Annotated in this window: 14 protein-coding genes; 4 read left to right on the forward strand and 10 right to left on the reverse strand. The window is 67.2% G+C overall.

From position 1 onward, the window contains the following. Window positions 1–176 precede the first annotated feature (176 nt). From ABIA73_RS20535 to aspS, 4 genes are all read right to left on the reverse strand, one after another. Window positions 177–809 carry an esterase/lipase family protein gene (locus ABIA73_RS20535; RefSeq protein ID WP_025874679.1) on the reverse strand — a complete coding sequence of 211 codons (633 nt, stop codon included), beginning with the start codon at window positions 807–809 and terminating at the stop codon, window positions 177–179. 77 nt (window positions 810–886) lie between these two features. Further along, window positions 887–1,408: a GNAT family N-acetyltransferase gene (locus tag ABIA73_RS20540; RefSeq protein WP_346602161.1), complete on the reverse strand. Its 522-nt coding sequence runs from the start codon at window positions 1,406–1,408 to the stop codon at window positions 887–889. 32 nt (window positions 1,409–1,440) lie between these two features. Beyond that, window positions 1,441–1,776, reverse strand: coding sequence for a hypothetical protein (locus ABIA73_RS20545; protein WP_025874681.1), 336 nt, complete (start codon window positions 1,774–1,776; stop codon window positions 1,441–1,443). 16 nt (window positions 1,777–1,792) lie between these two features. Then, window positions 1,793–3,544 (reverse strand): aspartate--tRNA ligase, encoded by a 1,752-nt coding sequence (aspS, locus tag ABIA73_RS20550; RefSeq protein ID WP_059064882.1) that lies wholly within the window; start codon window positions 3,542–3,544, stop codon window positions 1,793–1,795. A 160-nt stretch (window positions 3,545–3,704) separates the two neighbouring features. Here aspS and ABIA73_RS20555 point away from each other — a divergent pair, with 160 nt between their 5' ends. Then, window positions 3,705–4,463, forward strand: a complete 759-nt coding sequence (locus ABIA73_RS20555) for a DUF3011 domain-containing protein (RefSeq protein ID WP_309911770.1) — start codon at window positions 3,705–3,707, stop codon at window positions 4,461–4,463. Between the two features lie 112 nt (window positions 4,464–4,575). Here ABIA73_RS20555 and ABIA73_RS20560 read toward each other — a convergent pair whose 3' ends face one another. The 4 genes from ABIA73_RS20560 to blaL2 all read right to left on the reverse strand — a co-directional run bounded on the left by ABIA73_RS20560 (window position 4,576) and on the right by blaL2 (window position 9,190). After that, on the reverse strand, window positions 4,576–5,217 hold the full coding sequence (locus tag ABIA73_RS20560) for a hypothetical protein (protein WP_025874684.1): 642 nt from the start codon (window positions 5,215–5,217) through the stop codon (window positions 4,576–4,578). A gap of 63 nt (window positions 5,218–5,280) precedes the next feature. Next, the gene (locus ABIA73_RS20565) at window positions 5,281–6,837 is read right to left on the reverse strand and encodes an ArnT family glycosyltransferase (protein ID WP_354276224.1); all 1,557 of its coding nucleotides are present in this window, start codon (window positions 6,835–6,837) and stop codon (window positions 5,281–5,283) included. 108 nt (window positions 6,838–6,945) lie between these two features. Beyond that, window positions 6,946–8,169: a cation:proton antiporter gene (locus ABIA73_RS20570; protein WP_154880981.1), complete on the reverse strand. Its 1,224-nt coding sequence runs from the start codon at window positions 8,167–8,169 to the stop codon at window positions 6,946–6,948. A gap of 106 nt (window positions 8,170–8,275) precedes the next feature. Beyond that, window positions 8,276–9,190 (reverse strand): L2 family extended-spectrum class A beta-lactamase, encoded by a 915-nt coding sequence (gene blaL2, locus ABIA73_RS20575; protein ID WP_279208374.1) that lies wholly within the window; start codon window positions 9,188–9,190, stop codon window positions 8,276–8,278. 174 nt (window positions 9,191–9,364) lie between these two features. On the opposite strand from blaL2, the gene ampR reads away from it, so the two are divergent. Continuing rightward, the gene (gene ampR / locus ABIA73_RS20580; protein WP_025874688.1) at window positions 9,365–10,228 is read left to right on the forward strand and encodes a LysR family transcriptional regulator AmpR; all 864 of its coding nucleotides are present in this window, start codon (window positions 9,365–9,367) and stop codon (window positions 10,226–10,228) included. Between the two features lie 91 nt (window positions 10,229–10,319). On the opposite strand, the gene ABIA73_RS20585 is transcribed toward ampR, so the two are convergent. After that, on the reverse strand, window positions 10,320–12,185 hold the full coding sequence (locus ABIA73_RS20585) for an ABC-F family ATP-binding cassette domain-containing protein (RefSeq protein WP_025874689.1): 1,866 nt from the start codon (window positions 12,183–12,185) through the stop codon (window positions 10,320–10,322). Window positions 12,186–12,519: 334 nt separating this feature from the next. Here ABIA73_RS20585 and ABIA73_RS20590 point away from each other — a divergent pair, with 334 nt between their 5' ends. Together ABIA73_RS20590 and ybaL are read left to right on the forward strand one after the other, a co-directional pair. Then, the gene (locus ABIA73_RS20590) at window positions 12,520–14,907 is read left to right on the forward strand and encodes a TonB-dependent receptor plug domain-containing protein (protein ID WP_025874690.1); all 2,388 of its coding nucleotides are present in this window, start codon (window positions 12,520–12,522) and stop codon (window positions 14,905–14,907) included. A 158-nt stretch (window positions 14,908–15,065) separates the two neighbouring features. Beyond that, complete coding sequence (gene ybaL / locus ABIA73_RS20595) at window positions 15,066–16,766, forward strand: YbaL family putative K(+) efflux transporter (RefSeq protein WP_025874691.1); 1,701 nt, start codon at window positions 15,066–15,068, stop codon at window positions 16,764–16,766. Window positions 16,767–17,251: 485 nt separating this feature from the next. Here the strand turns inward: ybaL and ABIA73_RS20600 are convergent, their stop codons facing one another. Next, window positions 17,252–18,139 (reverse strand): AraC family transcriptional regulator, encoded by an 888-nt coding sequence (locus tag ABIA73_RS20600; protein WP_080150636.1) that lies wholly within the window; start codon window positions 18,137–18,139, stop codon window positions 17,252–17,254. Between the last annotated feature and the right edge of the window lie 2 nt (window positions 18,140–18,141).

An 18,141-nucleotide genomic window follows, 5' to 3' on the forward strand; every position in this document is an offset into this window, starting at 1 on the left:
GTCTTTTCTCGGGGGTGGGCCTTTGCACCCGGGGGGGGACTGGGCGGCCCCCAACCCCCTCGGTTGCGGGGCGGGGGGGGGGGGGGGGGGGGGGGGGGGGGGGGGGGGGGGGGGGGGCCGGGGGCCCCGGGGGGGGCCCCGCGGGGGGCGGGCGGGCCCTGGCCCGGCGAACCGCCTTACGCGGCGGCAGCGTCCCGGCCATGGTCGAACTGGCCATGGCGGAGGAAATGCGCGGTCTGCCGCGCGGCATCGGGCGACACCACCAGGCCGCTGTGGCTGGTGCGCACCACGCAGTGGTCGGCCAGGCCCGGCAGGCGGGTCTCGGCCAGCGCCACGGTACCGTCGGAATCGTCATCCAGCGCCCCGAGCAGGCTGCCCAGCCCATGTGGCACCGAGCCGGCGATCAGGCCGACGGCGGCCTTGCCCTGCCAGTCCGGCAGCCCGTCCAGCAGCAGCTCGCTGCTGCGGCCCAGGGCCAGGCCCCAACCATGTTCGGACAACGAGCGCGCAGTACCACTGCCCCGCAGTGGCGATCCCAGGCAGACCACGCGCTGCACGGGCAGCTGCGGCTGCCGGCGCAGGGCTTCCAGCGCCAGCAGGCCACCCAGGCTGTGCCCGACCAGCGACAGCGGGCCTGCATCTGCCAGCCGCTCCAGCAACTGCGGCACGGCCACATCGGGACCGCCAAATACGGACGAGTAACCAAAGGTATGGACCTGGAAGCCACGCGCACGCAGGCGCCAGGCCAGCGGGCCGACCCAGGCACGGGCATTCCAGATGCCATGCAACAACAGAACGGGGGGAGTCATGTGCAACAGCCTGGCGGTCAGCGGGGCGGAACTACGGTGATTGAACACATGCCAGGGGCAAGCGGCGGTGAACGGTTTCAGGCCGGATGCGGCAAACGGCGCAGGATGAACTCAAGATCGTTGGTATCGCCCACCGGGAACAGGTACTCGCCGGCCTTTTCAAAACCATACCGGGCGTAGAAGCGCTGCGCGCCGAAGTTTTCCGACCACACGCCCAGCCACAGCGTGCGCGGGCCGTCGTGCTCCAGCCAGGCCAGCGCGGTTTCCAGCAGGCGGCTGCCCCAGCCGCAGCTCTGCTGCGTCTTGATCAGGTACAGGCGCTTGAGCTCGCCGTCACCGGGCTTCACGTCCGGATGCGGCAACCCACAGGGTCCGGCGGCGGCATGGCCGACCGCCTCCCCGTCCAGCTCCAGCAGCCACACCGCGTAATCGGGGTGGGCCAGGATCGTGCGCTGACGCTCGACCGTGTAGGCCTCGTCGATGAAGTCCTGCAGGTCCTGCGGCGGATACAGATGGCCGAAGGTTTCGGTGAACGTGCATGCGGCCAGCGCCGACAGGGTCGGCGCGTCGTCCACAGTGGCGCGGCGGATCGAATACATGGGTCGAGTTGACGTCAGGACCACGGTTCGGGTCAAGCCCGCTCCGCCGGTTCCTTGTCGTCTTCTTCCTCTTCCTCTTCTTCGTATTCCTCGTCGTCCTCTTCTTCCTCGCCGTCTTCCTCTTCTTCGCCTTCCTCGTCCTCGTCGTACTCTTCCTCTTCGTCGTCTTCGTAATCCTCGACGCCGAAGTCTTCACCGTCCCAGCGGCCTTCGCCGTCGGCGACGAAGGTCAGGGCCATGGCCGACGGGTTGGTACCGACACGGACCAGCCAACCACCGAAGACACGTGCACGCTCGGTGACCAGGTTGGCCTCGGAGCCTTCATTGCCCAGCTTTTCCCACTCCAGCGAAAACGCAAACTCGGTCATTGCCTGGATCTCCTGATCAGTTTTTCTTGGGGCGAACCTGGATGTGCACTTCGGCCAGCTGCTCGTCGACGATCGGCGACGGCGCATCGGTCATCAGATCCTGCGCACCGGTGGTCTTCGGGAACGGGATGACGTCGCGGATCGACTCGGTACCGGCCATCAGCGCGGCGATGCGGTCGATGCCGAAGGCGATGCCACCGTGCGGCGGCGCGCCGTAGTTCAGCGCGTCGAGCAGGAAGCCGAACTTGGCGCGGGCTTCTTCGGCACCGATGCCGAGCAGTTCGAACACCGCGCTCTGCATGTCGGGGCGGTGGATACGGATCGAACCGCCGCCGATTTCATTGCCGTTGAGCACCATGTCGTAGCCGCGCGAAACGGCAGTCTTGGCGTGCGCGCGCAGGTCGGCGATGTCGTCCACGGCCGGCGCGGTGAAGGGGTGATGCAGGGCGACGTAGCGCTGCGCTTCCTCGTCCCATTCGAACATCGGGAAGTCGGTGACCCACAGCGGCGCCCAGCTGTCGGCGACAAGACCGAAGTCCTTGCCGGCCTTCAGGCGCAGCGCGCCCATGAAGTCGGACACCTTGTTGTAGCCGCCGGCACCGAAGAACACGATGTCGCCGTTGCCGGCGCCGACATGGGCGACCAGGGCGGCGAAGCCCTCTTCACTGAAGAACTTCTGGATCGGCGAGCTGATTTCACCGTTCTCGCCCACCTTGATGTAGGCCAGGCCCTTCGCACCGTACTTGGCGGCGTGCGCGGCGTACTCGTCGATCTGCTTGCGCGACAGGCTGGCACCACCGGGGATGCGCAGGGCGGCGACGCGGCCATCGGCATCATTGGCAGCAGCGGTGAACACCGGGAATTCGCTGGTCTTGACCAGCTCGGCCACGTCCACCAGTTCGAGCGCGATGCGCAGGTCCGGCTTGTCCGAACCATAGCGACGCATCGCCTCGGCCCAGGTCATGCGCGGGAAGCTGGCATCCAGTTCGACGTCGACCACTTCCTTGAAGATGGCGCGGATCATGTCTTCGACGAAGTCCTGCACGTCGCGCTCGCGGACGAAGGCGAACTCCATGTCCAGCTGGGTGAATTCCAGCTGTCGGTCGGCACGCAGGGCCTCGTCGCGGAAGCAGCGCGCGATCTGGTAGTAGCGGTCGAAGCCGGCCACCATCAGGATCTGCTTGAACAGCTGCGGGCTCTGCGGCAGGGCATAGAACTCGCCCGGGTGCATGCGCGCCGGCACCAGGAAGTCGCGTGCACCTTCCGGGGTGGCCTTGGTCAGGATCGGCGTTTCGATGTCCTGGAAGCCCTTCTCGTCCAGGTGGCGGCGCAGGGCCTGCACCAGCTTGATGCGGGTGCGCTGCATGCGCTGCATCTCCGGACGGCGCAGGTCCAGGTAGCGGTACTTCAGGCGGGTTTCTTCGCCCGGGTTCTCGTGGGCGTGGAACGGCAGCGGCGCGGCCTTGTTCAGCACGGTGATGGCGGTGGCGATCACTTCCACCTTGCCCGTGCGCAGCTTGTCGTTGACCGCGTGGCGGGCACGTACCACGCCTTCCACCTGCAGCACGTCCTCATAGCCCAGCGAGGCGGCCACGGCGAACACTTCGGCGTTGTCGAGCTCCACCGTCACCTGCACGATGCCTTCATGATCGCGGAGATCGATGAAGCAGACGCCGCCCTGATTACGGGCCACGTCGGTCCAGCCGGCGAGGGTGACAGTCTGGCCAATCAGGGTCTCATCGACCAGGCCGCAGAAGTGGGTACGCATGGGGGGAAAGCTCCGCTGGAGAACGCCGGCGCCTGATGGAGGCCGGAAAGCCTCTTATTCTGCGGCCGACGCCCCGGCCGGGGCAAATGCGGACGGTCACGCGGGCTTGATCGCCCCCGTCCTTATAGTCGCGCACCTACTCCCGTATGGGGATGTCGCCATGAAACCGCAGTCCCTGGCCAGCCTGGCCGTGATCCTTGGCACCTTTACCGCGCTCGCCCTGCACTCTGCCCCTGCCGCCGCGCAGGACGGGGTGGTCCGCTGCGAGAGCCAGAACAACCGCGAACGCGTCTGCAACACCGGCTGGCGCGATGCCCGGCTGGTCCGCCAGCTGTCCGGCTCGGCCTGTGTGGAAGGCCGAACCTGGGGCACCCGCAATGGCAGCATCTGGGTCAACAACGGCTGCCGCGCCGAATTCACCCAGGGCCGAGGCGGCTGGGGTGGCGGCAACGGCGGCGGTTGGGGTGGTGGCAACGGCAACGGCAACAGCGGCACCGTGCGCTGCGAAAGCCAGGACAACCGCGAACGCAGCTGCCCGGTGGGCTGGCGCAACGCACGCGTGGTCCGGCAGATCTCCGGCACGCAGTGCGTGGAAGGCCAGAACTGGGGCGTGCGCAACGGCGCGATCTGGGTCAACCGCGGCTGCCGCGCCGAGTTCGCCGAGGCCCGCGGTGGCTGGGGCGGCGGCAATGGTGGGGGCAATGGCGGCGGCTGGGGTGGTGGCAACAACAACTACACCGTGACCTGCAGCAGCAACAACAACCGCCAGCAGAGCTGCAACTGGGATGAACGCCAAGGCCGGCCTGTGCTGCAGCAGCAGCTGTCCGGCAGCGCCTGCCAGGAAGGCCGGACCTGGGGCTACTCGCGCGGCAACGTGTGGGTCAGCAACGGCTGCCGGGCGCGCTTCGGCACGCGTTGAGGGGTAGCGCCGGGCCATGCCCGGCGAGCGCAGCGGCAGGGTCTCCGCTTGAAAGCCGCCGGGCATGGCCCGGCGCTACCGGGCTGTCCGCGGCAGCATGCCAGGGGGCCGATCAGGGTGCCGGCGCCGCTGCATCACCCCAGGGCGCCGGCGGTAGCGCGACCGGCTTGCTGAGATCGAACTCGACCCGGAAACGGCGCCCTTCCGGGCGCGTCAGCTCATAGACGAAACGCTGGTCCGGCTCGATCTCCATCGCCCAGGTGTTGTGGGTTGAAGCCAGCATGTCGGCACGGCGGAACATCGCCACCGACTCGCCATCGGCGGGGAACTGCTGGCGTTCGGCGGTGCCCGGCGGCTTGCTGTCGCCGCCGTACAGGGTGATCGCATCGGGACTGCCATCGGCGTGGCGATGGTCGTGCTTCAGGCGCAGCCCGTGCTCGGTGCGGGTCAACACCCAGGTGCGCGAATGGTCATCGCCGACGTGGAACGGGATGCGCAGCTCATGGCCCGGGTCGGCGCAGCCCCGCACGTGCATCACCAGCTTCTGCCCGGCGAAGGGGTCTTTGCCGGTGGGGGCCGGCGTGTCTTCCACCACCTTGCCCTCGTACGCCTGGCCACAATGGGCAGCGACCGCGGCCATGAAGGCGTCGGCCGGCGCGGTCGACAGATCGTGGTTGACCGTATGCGATGGCTGCGAGCAGGCGGCGAGGCCGAGCAGGGCGAAGGCGGAAGCAACAGCGGCGATCGGTTTCATGCCCCAACCCTAACGGCCATGGCCGGCAGGCGCAAACCGTGCCGGCCGACCATGACGGGCAGATCAGTGGCGCAGCCAGACCTTGCAGTCACCGATTTCCTGCATCTGCGCGCCCTGCGAATAGCGCTGCACGATCGCAGCCTGCCATTGCGCGCGCTGCGGGGTGCTGCCCAGGCCATTGGGGCAATTGACCAGTGCCACCAGCGGCAGCCCGCCCAAAGCGTCATCATTGCCGGCGAGTGCTTCCAGCGCCGCATCCGATGCCCAATCGGGAATCATCACCGCGCGACGGCCTGACCGATATGGCAGCGCCGAAGACCAGTCGTCGCCGAAGGCCATCACCACGCCCTGCTCGGGCGTATCGGACCGGATCAAGTCAGCGATCTGCGAGATCGTGGTCGGCTCGCGCGCCTCCTTCATGTCCTTCAGCGACTTCACCAGCCCAAACCCCACCGACAGCAGGCACAGGAAGATCGCCAGAGCCACACCTCGACCCGGCTTGCCGGCCGCTTCGCCGCGCTGGATCACCCACCACAGCACCAGGCCGACGATGGACGTGGCAAACACGAGCTGGGCGAACTGATAGTACGGGTGCACCACCTGCAGGTTGGTAAACACCGCCATCGGCATCAGGTAGGCCAGCAGCAGTACGACCACCGGTGCGCGGATCTGCCGGATCGACAGCCCCGCGATGAGGAAGATCAGGAACACCCAGTTGGAGCCCACTGGCCCCGAGAAGCGCTTCTTGAAGATCGTGCCCCACCACGTCGCAGGGTCCAGGCGCTGCTGGAGGGTGCCGTAGTTGAATCCGGCCAGCCCTTCGGAGGTCACCTGCACGCCCAGTGCGGACTGGGCCTTGAGCGCGTCGGCATGCTGCAGCCAAAGGACGATGGCCAGCAGAGCGGCCAGGGCCGCCAGCGCGCCCCCGGCCAGCAGCTTCCAGTGTGTGGCCAGCCAGTGAGGGCGCCAGCCGTGCTCGCCCAACACCATCCAGGCAACGGCCAGAACGGTGAAGGCAGCGAAGCCGAAGAATGTGGTGATCTTGACAAGTGCGCCCAGCATCGCAGCGACGATGGCCACCAGCCCCACCCACGCCCTCGGCTGCACATGCAGACGTGCCATGGCCCAGACGAACAGCAGGCCGAAGAATACCGCCGTCGATTCGATCATCACCGAGCGGCCCCAGAACTGGGCCAGCGGCGATACGGCGAAGGCGCCGGCAAGGCACAGCGCCAGCACGCGATCCGGACGAACCACCAGGCTGATGCGGTAGACCATCCAGATGCAGCCGACGTGGAATTCGGTGGAAACCAGCCGGCCACTGTTGTCCGCGCTGATGCCGGTGGCGCTGGACAGCACCGCGGCCAGCCACTGATAGAACGGGAATTCGAAGGGAATCGACCACGGCGCACCGAGCACCGGCGTCAGGTAGTCAAGCCACGGGCCACCGCGCACCATCCAGTCGATCGACAGCGCAGTCTGCGTCTGTCGGAATCCCGAGGCATCGACCGGTGGCATCGACCAGCTGTATCCGAACAGGATCAGCAATGCGAAGGCAGAGAACCAAAGCAGGATCCGGCCTGGCAGCAGTTTACGATCGAGGTTCACGTCCTGGGTCACGCCTGCAGCTCCTGGGATATCCAACGTACCGGAACCGGCACATCGCGGGGCGCGCAGTGTCACGTGCCGCGCGTCCACAACGCAAGCCTGCTGATGCCCTGCGCAGCCTCAACGCGATGCAGCGGCTGACGGCGGATCGACGGCAACCACGTCCGTCGCTGCCACCGGCGCATCTTCGCCCTGCCCTGCCGGCTCCTGCTCGACCGGATCGACATCGAACGGCGTGCGGAACACCAGCGAGGGCAGCAGCGTGGTCAAGGCGGCATACAGCAGCAGCGCGCCGAACAGCACCGCGGGAATCTGGAAGCGATCGCGCATGATCGCGGCCAGCACCAGGGTGAAGATCAGCGTCGGTGCCAGCGCCAGCGACACACGCAGGCTGCTGCGGAAGCTCTCGCCGAACATCACGCGGCGCTGCAGCCAGACCACCGCGATGCGCAGCGGCAGCACCACCAGGGTGATGACGATGCCCAGCCCCAGCGCCTCCCAGCTCAGCGCTTCGCTGGGCACCTTGGTGCCGGCGTTGAAGAAGTAGAACGGCACGAAGAACGAGGCGAACAGACGCAGCGCATGCAGGTTTTCGTGCGAAGCCAGCAGCGGCATTCGCTGGTGCAGCAGGCGCGCGACCAGGCCGGCAATGAAGGCGCCAACCAGGTAGTACACGCCCAGCAGGTAGGTGATGTACGCCGCCACCATGCCCACCATCACCAGCAGTGAGAATTCCGAGCCCGGCGCATGCGGCGCGACCCAGCGACCGAGCGCGATGAACAGCAGCGGCAGGCCGATCATCATCGCCAGCAGGGCCAGGCTGGACAGCGCCATGTGCCCGGGATCGCCAGCCTGCAGCACGATGAACAACGCCGCCAAGGCCAGCAGTTCACCGGCGATGGCCTTGCTGGTGACCCAGAACCGCTCGTCCTCGCTCAGCCCCAGCCGCGACAGCGAATCCATGATGAAACCGGTGGAGGGGGTCAGCAGCGCAAGTGCCAGCAACCCGGCCGCCTGCCATGGCAGGCCGGCGTAACGCCAGGCCAGCCAGCCGACGCCGAACAGGGTCGCACTGCGGATCAGCAGATGCGCCAGCAGCGGCCACATGCCGCGCCGCAGGGCCTGCAGGTCAACTTCCAGGCCGGCGAACAGGAACAGTGAGGAGATGCCCAGCGTGGCCAGCAGCGCGATGACCGCGTCGTGCGCCTGGTCGCCCAGCCAGAGCATGCCGATGATGCCGAACAGCAGGCAGGTCAGCGGCGCCGGCAGGCTGAACCGCTGCAGCGCGCGCGGGATGACCAGCAGCGCGAAGATCAGCAGCAGGTAGACCAGTTCATGGCTCATCGGGGGGACTTCCGTGTGGATCGAACGCGCGCAGGATGCGGGTTCGATCCGGATCGGGCAAGCCGGACACGGCTGAAAATGTCCTCTCCTTTCGGCAGCGCGCCCTTCAGCGGATCAGCCCATCGGCGATCCGCCCGACCTGCGCAAGTACCGCCGCGCGCTGTTCGAAGCTGATCGTGCCCGCCTGCAGATAGGCGGTCAGGACCCAGGGCGAACCGCCCTGCACCGGCCACAACACGGCGATGTCGTTGCGGGCGTCTTCGCCATTGCTGCCGGTCTTGTCGCCCACCCGCCAGCGCTTGCCCAGGCCCGCACGAAGGCAGGCATCGCCGGTTTCGTTGTCGATCAGCCAGTCGGCCAGCTGCTGGCGTGAGGCAGGCCTGAGTGCATTGCCCAGCACCAGACGCTGCAGCGTCGATGCAATGGCCGCCGGCGTAGTGGTGTCGCGGGGATCATCAATGGCGAAGCTGTTCAGTTCCGGCTCCAGGCGATCGCTGCGGGTGATCGTGTCGCCGGTTGCGCGCAGGAACGCGGTCACCGCCGGCGGCCCGCCGATCGCTGCGAACAACAGGTTGGCGGCGGTGTTGTCGCTGGTGATCAACGTGGCCCGGCACAGGTCACGCACGGTCAGGTCCTTGCCGACGTGGCGGCGGGTGACCGGCGCGTGCTCCAGGAGGTCCTGGGTCCGCACCGGCAGGCGCCGGTCCAGCAGTGCCGGATCGCGCTCGGCCTGCTTGAGCACCGTGGCGGCCAGCACGCTCTTGAAGGTGCTGCACAGCGGGAAGCGTTCGTCCTGGCGATGGCCGAGGCGGCGACCACCGGCGCTGTCGAGCAGGGTTACGCCGAGTCGACCGCGGCACGCCTTTTCCAGTGCGGCGAAGTCGGCGGCGGCGGCGATGGCGGCATCGACCGGTGTGGCGGGCACGGTGGCGGGTGCGGCAGCCCGGGCCAGCAGCGGCAACGCAAGGGTGGAGGCGACTGCGGCACTACTGAACTGCAGGAATCGACGACGGGCAAGCATGCGGAATCCTCGTGGAAGCTGTCCCGATTATTGAAAGGGTGGGCAAAGGCGACCAGCGCGTTTTTTCAGCGTCAGCCATGAAATTAATTCATGCATGGCGCATTAAACCCTTTATTTATCCAACGCCCATGGCAAGGCGCTACCATCAGCCATCATCCTGCCTCACACGTCCCCATGCTGCACCCCACCCTTTCGCTGAATGCGTTGCGCGCCTTCGAAGCGGCTGCCCGGCACCAGAATTTCACCCGGGCCGCCCTGGAACTCTGCGTCAGCCAGGCGGCGTTGAGCCACCAGATACGCGGACTGGAGGACCGGCTGGGTATCCGCCTGTTCCACCGCCTGCCCCGCGGCGTGGCGTTGACCGAGGAAGGAGCAGCCCTGTACCCGGTGCTCAATGAATCCTTCGAGCGCATTTCAGCCAGCATCGCCCGCTACACCGGTGGCCCGGCGCGGGAAGTGCTGACGATCGGCGTGGTCGGCACCTTCGCCACCGGCTGGCTGCTGCCGCGGCTGGCCGCGTTCGATGCGGCCCACCCGGATATCGAACTGCGGCTGCAGACCCACAACAACCGCATCGACCTGGCCGGTGAAGGCCTGGACCTGGCGATCCGTTTCGGCGATGGCGACTGGCAGGGACAGGCCTGCACGGCGATCCTGGACGCGCCGTTCGCGCCGTTGTGCGCGCCGGCACTGGCGCGGCGGCTGAAGCATCCGCGCGACCTGGCGGCCTTGCCGCTGCTGCGTTCGTACCGCAGCGACGAATGGCCACGCTGGCTGCAGATGGCCGGGGCCAACGGCGTGGAAGCGCGCGGACCGGTGTTCGATTCGTCCTTGACGCTGGCGGTGGCTGCGGCCGGTGGCGCAGGCGTTGCCCTGCTGCCGCTGCGCATGTTCGAAGCGGACCTGGCCGAGGGCCGGCTGCTGCAGCCGTTTGCCACCACGCTGGAGCTGGGTCGCTACTGGCTGACCCGTCTGCGCTCGCGTGCCGAACGGGAACCGGCCAAGCGGTTCCGCGAATGGCTGCAGGCGCAGGGATGAAACACGCGCGCCGCGGGTAGCGCCGGGCCATGCCCGGCGAGCGCGGCGGTCGGGAGAAGCCGCCGGGCATGGCCCGGCGCTACCGATGGAATCAGGACTCCAGCAGTTCCATCCAGGCCGCTTCGGCCTTTTCCAGCTGTGCGGCGGCGGCTTCGCGGTCGCGGCCGAGCACGGCCATGCGCGTGGCATCGGCATAGTTGCTCGAGTCGGCAAGCTGCCGGTCCAGTTCGGCCAGCACACCTTCCAGCTCGGCGACCTTGGCTTCGGCGCTGGCCAGCTTGTGCGGGTTGACCGGCTTCTTCTGCACCACCTGCGCGACCGGTGCGGTCGTGACCACCACCGGTTCCTCCACCTGCTCCATGCGTGCCTTGGTGCCCTGCGCCTGCGGGCGCGTGCGCAGCCAGGCGGCGTAGGCATCGAGGTCACCATCGAAGGGTTCGACCACGCCGTCGGCCACACGCCAGAAGGTGTCACAGACCAGGCCGATCAGGTGGCGGTCATGCGAAACCATCACGATCGCGCCGTCGAAATCGGCCAGTGCTTCGGCCAGTGCTTCGCGCATTTCCAGGTCAAGGTGGTTGGTCGGTTCGTCCAGCAACAGCACGTTCGGCTGCTGCCAGGCGATCAATGCCAGCGCCAGGCGTGCACGCTCGCCACCGGAGAAACCATCCACCGGTTCAAAGGCACGGTCGCCCGGGAAATTCCACTTGCCGAGGAAATCGCGGAACGACTGGTTCGGTGCATCCGGGGCCAGGTCGCGGAAGTGCTCCATCGGCGACTGGCCTTCATGCAGCGACTCGACCGTGTGCTGGGCGAAGTAGCCGATGCGCAGGTCCGGGTGCGCGGCGCGCTCGCCGGCAATCGGTGCCAGTTCGCCCACCAGGGTCTTCACCAGGGTGGTCTTGCCGGCGCCGTTGGGGCCCAGCAGGCCGATGCGCTGGCCCGCTTCCAGGCCGAAGCCGACGTTGTGCAGGATCACCGAATCGCTGCCGTAGCCGGCCTCGACGTGGTTCAGGCGGATCAGCGAGAACGGCAGCTTGGCCGGCGGTGCGAACTCGATGCGGAACTCGCGCTCGGCGCGCACCGCCTCGGTACCGGCCAGCTTGGCCAGGCGTTTCATCCGGCTCTGTGCCTGTGCGGCCTTGCTGGCCTGGGCCTTGAAGCGGTCGATGAAGCTCTGCAGGTGGGCGCGCTCGGCCTGTTCCTTCTCATGCGCGATCTGCTGCTGGCGCAGCTGTTCGGCACGCTGGCGCTCGAAGTCGGTGTAACCGCCCGGGTAAAGCTTGGCGCCACCACCGTGCAGGTGCAGGGTGTGGGTGGCCACGTTGTCGAGGAACTCGCGGTCATGCGAGATGAGCAGCAGGGTGCCGGGGTACTTCAGCAGCCACTGTTCCAGCCAGTACACCGCGTCCAGATCCAGGTGGTTGGTCGGTTCGTCGAGCAGCAGCAGGTCGCTGGGCATCATCAGCGCGCGGGCCAGGTTCAGGCGCACGCGCCAGCCGCCGGAGAACGAGGACACCGCGCGGTGGTGCGTTTCGGCCGGGAAGCCCAGGCCATGCAGCAGCTTGCCGGCACGCGCTTCGGCGTCGTAGGCGTTCAGCTCGGCCATGCGCGTATGCGCCTCGGCCACCGCTTCCCAGTCTTCGCGGGCGGTGGCGTCGGCTTCGGCAGCCAGCACCGCAGCCACTTCGATGTCACCGCCCAGCACGAAGCTCAGCGCCGGGTCCGGCAGGGATGGGGTTTCCTGGGCAACGCTGGCGATGCGGATCTTGCCCGGCAGGTCGACGTCACCCTTGTCGGCCTCCAGTTCGCCCTTCACCGCCGCGAACAGGCTGGACTTGCCAGCACCGTTGCGGCCGACCACGCCTACCCGGTAACCGGCATGCAGGGTCAGGTCGACATTGGACAACAGCAGCCGCTCGCCGCGGCGCAAGGCGAAATTACGAAGCGAAATCATGGGGGGAGGCGTCCATATAACCGAATGGAATGTGCTGGTAAGCACTGTTCCTGCGACGCAATTCTAACGTTAACGAATACTTGACGCGCCCCGGGATGCGCGACGGCCGACGTTCCTCTCTCCCACGTCCTGTCCGCGCGCCTCCCGGGCCCCTCCCCCGTCACCGCCTGTCGCAGCTAAATGGTTGCTGCTGCAACGTTTTTTCTGATGACCGGCATTTGACAGGCACTGAATATCCCGTTAATTCCTGTATTGCGCACCGCAACAACCGTCGTCCGCCTCACCCCCGTGATGTCGATTCCGGTGCCATCCCGCCAACCGGAGCCCCCTCCCGATGACCCGCAAGACCAGCCTGATCGCCGCCGCCGTCGCTGTCGCACTCGGTGGTTCTCCGTTCGTTGCCGCCGCCCAGCAGGCCGGCACCGCCGCCAACACCCTGGATACGGTGATCGTCACCGGCACCCGCGTGGCCGACCGCACGGTCGCCGAATCGCAGTCGCCGATCGACATCATCACCCCCGAGATCCTGCAGTCCACCGGTACCGGTGAGCTGGCCACCGCGCTGTCCCGCGCGCTGCCGTCGCTGAACTTCCCGCGCCCCGCGCTGACCGACGGCACCAGCGGTGTGCGCCCGGCACAGCTGCGCGGCCTGTCGCCGGACCAGGTGCTGGTGCTGGTCAATGGCAAGCGCCGCCACACCTCGGCGATGATCAACGTCAACGGTAGCATCGGCCGCGGTTCGTCGGCGGTGGACATCAACGCGATTCCGATCGCCGCCATCGAGCGCGTCGAGGTGCTGCGTGACGGCGCCTCGGCTCAGTACGGTTCGGATGCCATCGCCGGCGTCATCAACATCGTGCTCAAGGGCAGCGGCAGCGGTGGCAGCCTGGCCGTCGACTACGGCCAGTATTCGGCCGGCGACGGCAACAAGTACCAGCTGTCCGGCGATACCGGCGTGGAATTCGGCAACGGCCGTGGCCGCGTGCACGTGGCCGGCCAGATCAGCCAGCAGGACGAGAGCGACCGCGCCGGCCCCTATCGCGGCACCACGCCGAACACCGTCAACTACCCGTCCGTGGGCCAGACCACCTTCATCGTCGGCGACCCGCGCGTGGACGCCACTGCGGCGTCGGCCAATGCCAGCTTTGATTTCAGCGACCACGTGACCGGCTATGCGAGCGCGCTGCTCAGCAACCGCGACATCACCTCGTTCGCGTTCTACCGTTCGCGCAACCACAACGGACAGACCGCGCTGCTGGCGCAGACCTACCCCGACGGCTTCGTGCCGGAGATCAACCAGTATTCCAAGGACCGCTCGCTGGTGGCCGGGGTCAAAGGCAACACCGACAACGGCTGGACCTGGGACCTGAGCCTGAACCACGGCGAGAACACCCTGGATTTCCACACCCGTAACAGCATCAACTACAGCCTGGGCGCGACCAGCCCGCGTTCGTTCTACGACGGCACGCTGAAGTACCAGCAGGACATCTTCAACGCCGATCTGACCAAGTCGCTGGACTGGGGCCTGGCCTATCCGGTCACGCTGTCCTTCGGCGGTGAGTACCGCCGCGAGAAGTGGGACCAGAACCCGGGCGAGCTGAATTCCTACACCGGCACCGGTGCGCAGGGCTTCGGCGGCTTCACCCCGACCAACGAAGTGCATACCGACCGCCACAACTACGCAGTCTATGCGGGCCTGGAAGCGGACCTGAGCGAGAAGTTCTCCGCCGGTGTCACTGGTCGTTACGAGGATTACTCGGACTTCGGCGACCGCTTCTCCGGCAAGCTGTCGGCGCGCTATGCCTTCACCGACAAGGTAGCGCTGCGTGCCACCGCCTCCAGCGGTTTCCGCGCACCGTCGCTGGCCCAGCAGGGCTACCAGGCGGTGACCAGCCAGTTCCTCAACGGCGTGTTCGTTGAACGCGGCACCTTCCCGACCACCAGCCCGGCCGCACAGGCACTGGGCGCGTCGCCACTGAAGGCCGAGACCTCCACCTCCTACAGCCTGGGCCTGGTGCTGCAGCCGGTGGATCGCCTGTACATCACCGTCGACGCGTACCAGATCGACATTGACGACCGCATCGCGCTGTCGTCCAGCATCAGCACCAATGCCGCCAGCAGCGCGCTGCTGACCACGCTCGGCCTGCCGCAGGTGACTGCGTTCTCGTACTTCACCAACGGCCTGGACACCCGCACCCGTGGCGTCGACTTCGTGTCCAGCTACACCGTGCCGTTCAGCGCCAGCAGCCTGGAACTGACCGCGGCCTACAGCTACAACGACACCGAAGTGCAGCGCGTGGGTGGTACGCCGGCGGTGTTCGGCACACTGGGCCTGACCCAGTCGCTGATCGGCCGCGATGAGATCGGCCGCATCGAGGACAGTTATCCGCGTGACAAGACGATCCTGAGTGGCACCTGGCGTTCGGATCACTGGGAACTGGGCCTGGCGGCGACCCGCTACGGCGAGTTCACGGTGCGCAACTCGGCCACCGCCGCGCGCGACCAGACCTACGGCGACAAGTGGGTGCTGGATGCCTCGGCCAGCTACAAGCCGAGTGCGAACTGGACGCTGACGGTGGGCGCCGACAACCTGCTGGACGAGTACCCGGATCGCACCGAGGACCTGCAGAACTCGACCTTCGGCATGCTGCCGTACAGCAACTACTCGCCGTTCGGCTTCAATGGCGCGTATGTGTACGGGCGGATCAAGTACAACTGGTAAGCGGTAACGGGCGTGCCGGGCCCTGCCCGGCGGGTTCATCCGGGGTCAGATCCCTTTTCCTGCAGGAAAAGGGATCTGACCCTATTTGCTCCAAAGGTTTGCCGCATTTGGCTCATTAGGTGAAAATCGGGGCATCCCCCTGATTTCTGCGAGAGCCGATGCACCATGACACCGACCTGATCAACATCGTTGCCGTTGGTCTCGGGCTCGCCTTCATCTTCGGCGCGCTGGCCAACAAGCTCCGCTTGTCTCCTCTGGTCGGTTACCTGGTTGCTGGCATCTGCGTCGGGCCGTTCACGCCGGGCTTCGTCGCCGACCAGGCACTGGCCAACCAGCTGGCCGAGCTGGGCGTGATGCTGCTGATGTTCGGCGTCGGCCTGCACTTCTCGCTGAAGGACCTGATGGCGGTCAAGGCCATCGCCATTCCCGGTGCCATCGGCCAGATCCTGGTCGCTACCCTGCTCGGCTGGGGCCTGGCGGCATTGATGGGCTGGCCGGTCATCCACGGCGTGGTGTTCGGTTTCGCGCTGGCCACGGCCAGTACCGTAGTGCTGCTGCGCGCGATGGAAGAGCGCCGCCTGCTGGAAACCCAGCGCGGCAAGATCGCGGTCGGTTGGCTGATCGTCGAGGACCTGGCCTGCGTGCTGGCACTGGTGATGATGCCGGTGATGGCCGGTGTGTTCGGGCCCGACGCGGCCAATGAACACCACACCCTCGGCAGCGTGCTGGCCAGCATCGGCTGGACGTTCGTGCAGCTGGGCCTGTTCGTGGCGGTGATGCTGGTGGTCGGCCGCCGGGTCATTCCGTGGATCCTGGAGCGCATTGCCGGTACCGGCTCGCGCGAACTGTTCACCCTGTCGGTGCTGGCGATCGCGCTGGGCGTGGCGTTCGGCTCGGCGATGCTGTTCGGTGTGTCCTTCGCGCTGGGCGCGTTCTTCGCCGGCATGCTGCTCAATGAATCGGAACTCAGCCACAAGGCGGCCAGCGATTCCCTGCCGCTGCGCGACGCGTTCGCGGTGCTGTTCTTCGTCTCGGTGGGCATGCTGTTCAATCCCGGCATCCTGATCGAGCACCCGTGGCAGGTGCTGGCCACCGCCGGCATCATCATGTTCGGCAAATCGGCGGCGGCGTTCTTCATCGTGCGCGCGTTCGGCCACCCCACCGGCACCGCGTTGACGATCTCGGCCAGCCTGGCGCAGATCGGCGAGTTCGCCTTCATCATTGCCGGCCTCGGCGTGACCCTGAAGATCCTGCCGCCGACCGGCCAGGCGCTGGTGCTGGCCGGCGCGCTGATCTCGATCATGCTCAACCCGCTGGTGTTCGGCCTGCTCGACCGCTGGCTGCTGAAGCACCAGGAAACCACGCCCACCGCGGTGGAGACCGAGCTGCCGCCGGGGCCGTCGCTGGACCTGCACGACCATGCCATCGTCATCGGCTATGGCCGCGTCGGCAGCGCGCTGGCGCAGGTGCTGCGCGACCGTGGCGTGCCGGTGATGATCATCGACGACAACAAGGAACACGTGGCCGAGGCGCATGCCGCCGGCCTGCCCGGCATCCGCGGCAGCGCCGCCTCGGACAAGGTGCTGGCCGAAGCCCATCCCGAGCGCGCGAAGATCGCGGTGCTGGCGATCCCGCAGCCGCTGGAAGCCGGTGAGACCTTGGCCAAGCTGCGTGCGATCAACCCCAACCTGACCCTGCTGGCGCGCGCGCACAGCGATGCCGAAGTGAAGCATCTGCTTGAACACGGTGCCGACGGCACGGTGATGGCCGAGCGCGAGCTGGCCTACTCGCTGGCGGAAATGGTGATGGCCACCCCGCCGTACCGTAGTCTTGGGCAGCACAGCATTCCGGTGGTGTGAGGGGGGTGCAGCAGGGCTGCGCCCTGCACCCGCCGAAACAACGGCAACGGCAAAAGCTGGCATTCCGTGGGATGGCGGGGTGGGTCCGGTTACGGGGGACGCTGCAAGTACGTCCATGTAAGCTCGGTCGCGCCATCCATGGCGCTCACGCCCCCGCAACCAGACCCACCCCGCCTTCGACAGATTTCAGCGAGCTGCGGGTACGGCGTTCGGTGCCGCTGTTGGTAGGTGTCGACCTTGGTCGACACGGTAGATCCACGCCATGCGTGGATGGATCTCCATCGGAATCGAGTATTTCGACAGTGCATCAAAATGCGTCCACGCACGGCGTGGATCTACCTGGGTTGGCTGCGCCCAAAAAAGTCCCCGGCCGACCCGCATCGGCCGGGGATGATATCGCCACGCCCTTGGAGAGCGTCTCTACCGTAACGCTTTCCTGCAGTGGTGGTGATCGCCTCTGGCGATGACGACCAAGCCAGCAGGTATCAGCCTGCCAGCGGCAGGCAGACGTCGGCGCGCAACTGGTGGGCAGGCACCTGTTCGGGATCATCCAGGAAGTGAAAGTACAGGGGCGCTTCGGCAAGCGCGTGCCCACTGTCTGGCCACCAGTCGCGCAGCAGTGCATCCCCCACGGCCTGCAGCTGCTCATAGGGGCCGACATGGTGGACGACCGCATGCGGACCGACGCCGAGGGCCTGCCGCCGCAGCGGCGACGAAAGTTGCGGCAGCGCGGTGGCAAATCCCATCCCGCAGTCGAAGCGGTGCGCCTGCGCGGGTACGTCCCGGTGGTCATCGATGGCGATGCCCACCAGGTGTAGCAGATCGTCGGCCAGCCCTTGCGCCTGCGCCCATTGGTACAGGCGGCCGAAGCTGGCATCGAGATCACCGAAGGCCCCCTTCGCGCGTAGCAGCACGACCTCGAACGGCTGCAGCGCGCGCACTTCCACCTTCAGCGGGGCGGCGGTCACTGCGTCCACGTCGGCCGGTGGATGCGCCAAGAGCTGCTGCCACTGCTGCCGCAGCGCTGCATCGGCGCGCAGCGCGCGCGGGGTGGTATCCAGGCGCTGCCTGCAGCGCCGCGCAAGGGCCTGCGCACTCTCATATCCAGCGGCCAGCGCAGCGTCGGTGACGCTTGCATCGGGCTGCTGCAGCGCCTGCAGGGCGTTGAGCAGGCGCAGCCGGTCCAGCGTCTGTCCGGGGCTTTCCCCCGTCAGTGCCCGGTACAGGCGCTGGAAGTGATAGGGCGACTGATGGGCGACAGTCGCCAGTGACGCTACATCCGGCAGTGCCTGCTGCTCACGCAGGCAGCCCTGCAGATGGTCGATAACCCGTTCGATTCCCTGCGCCTGGCGCAGGCCTGCAAGCCGCTTCATGA

It is taken from the genome of Stenotrophomonas sp. 2694 (genome assembly GCF_040548715.1).
GTDB classification, from domain to species: domain Bacteria; phylum Pseudomonadota; class Gammaproteobacteria; order Xanthomonadales; family Xanthomonadaceae; genus Stenotrophomonas; species Stenotrophomonas indicatrix.

Bases quoted from the DNA above. Each gene is read 5' to 3' on its own strand.
- ABIA73_RS20590 (WP_025874690.1), top strand. From the start codon at position 12,520: ATGACCCGCAAGACCAGCCTGATCGCCGCCGCCGTCGCTGTCGCACTC.
- aspS (WP_059064882.1), bottom strand. From the start codon at position 3,544: ATGCGTACCCACTTCTGCGGCCTGGTCGATGAGACCCTGATTGGCCAG.
- ABIA73_RS20545 (WP_025874681.1), bottom strand. From the start codon at position 1,776: ATGACCGAGTTTGCGTTTTCGCTGGAGTGGGAAAAGCTGGGCAATGAA.
- ybaL (WP_025874691.1), top strand. From the start codon at position 15,066: ATGCACCATGACACCGACCTGATCAACATCGTTGCCGTTGGTCTCGGG.
- blaL2 (WP_279208374.1), bottom strand. From the start codon at position 9,190: ATGCTTGCCCGTCGTCGATTCCTGCAGTTCAGTAGTGCCGCAGTCGCC.
- ABIA73_RS20540 (WP_346602161.1), bottom strand. From the start codon at position 1,408: ATGTATTCGATCCGCCGCGCCACTGTGGACGACGCGCCGACCCTGTCG.
- ABIA73_RS20535 (WP_025874679.1), bottom strand. From the start codon at position 809: ATGACTCCCCCCGTTCTGTTGTTGCATGGCATCTGGAATGCCCGTGCC.
- ABIA73_RS20585 (WP_025874689.1), bottom strand. From the start codon at position 12,185: ATGATTTCGCTTCGTAATTTCGCCTTGCGCCGCGGCGAGCGGCTGCTG.
- ABIA73_RS20560 (WP_025874684.1), bottom strand. From the start codon at position 5,217: ATGAAACCGATCGCCGCTGTTGCTTCCGCCTTCGCCCTGCTCGGCCTC.
- ABIA73_RS20600 (WP_080150636.1), bottom strand. From the start codon at position 18,139: ATGAAGCGGCTTGCAGGCCTGCGCCAGGCGCAGGGAATCGAACGGGTT.
- ABIA73_RS20555 (WP_309911770.1), top strand. From the start codon at position 3,705: ATGAAACCGCAGTCCCTGGCCAGCCTGGCCGTGATCCTTGGCACCTTT.
- ampR (WP_025874688.1), top strand. From the start codon at position 9,365: ATGCTGCACCCCACCCTTTCGCTGAATGCGTTGCGCGCCTTCGAAGCG.
- ABIA73_RS20570 (WP_154880981.1), bottom strand. From the start codon at position 8,169: ATGAGCCATGAACTGGTCTACCTGCTGCTGATCTTCGCGCTGCTGGTC.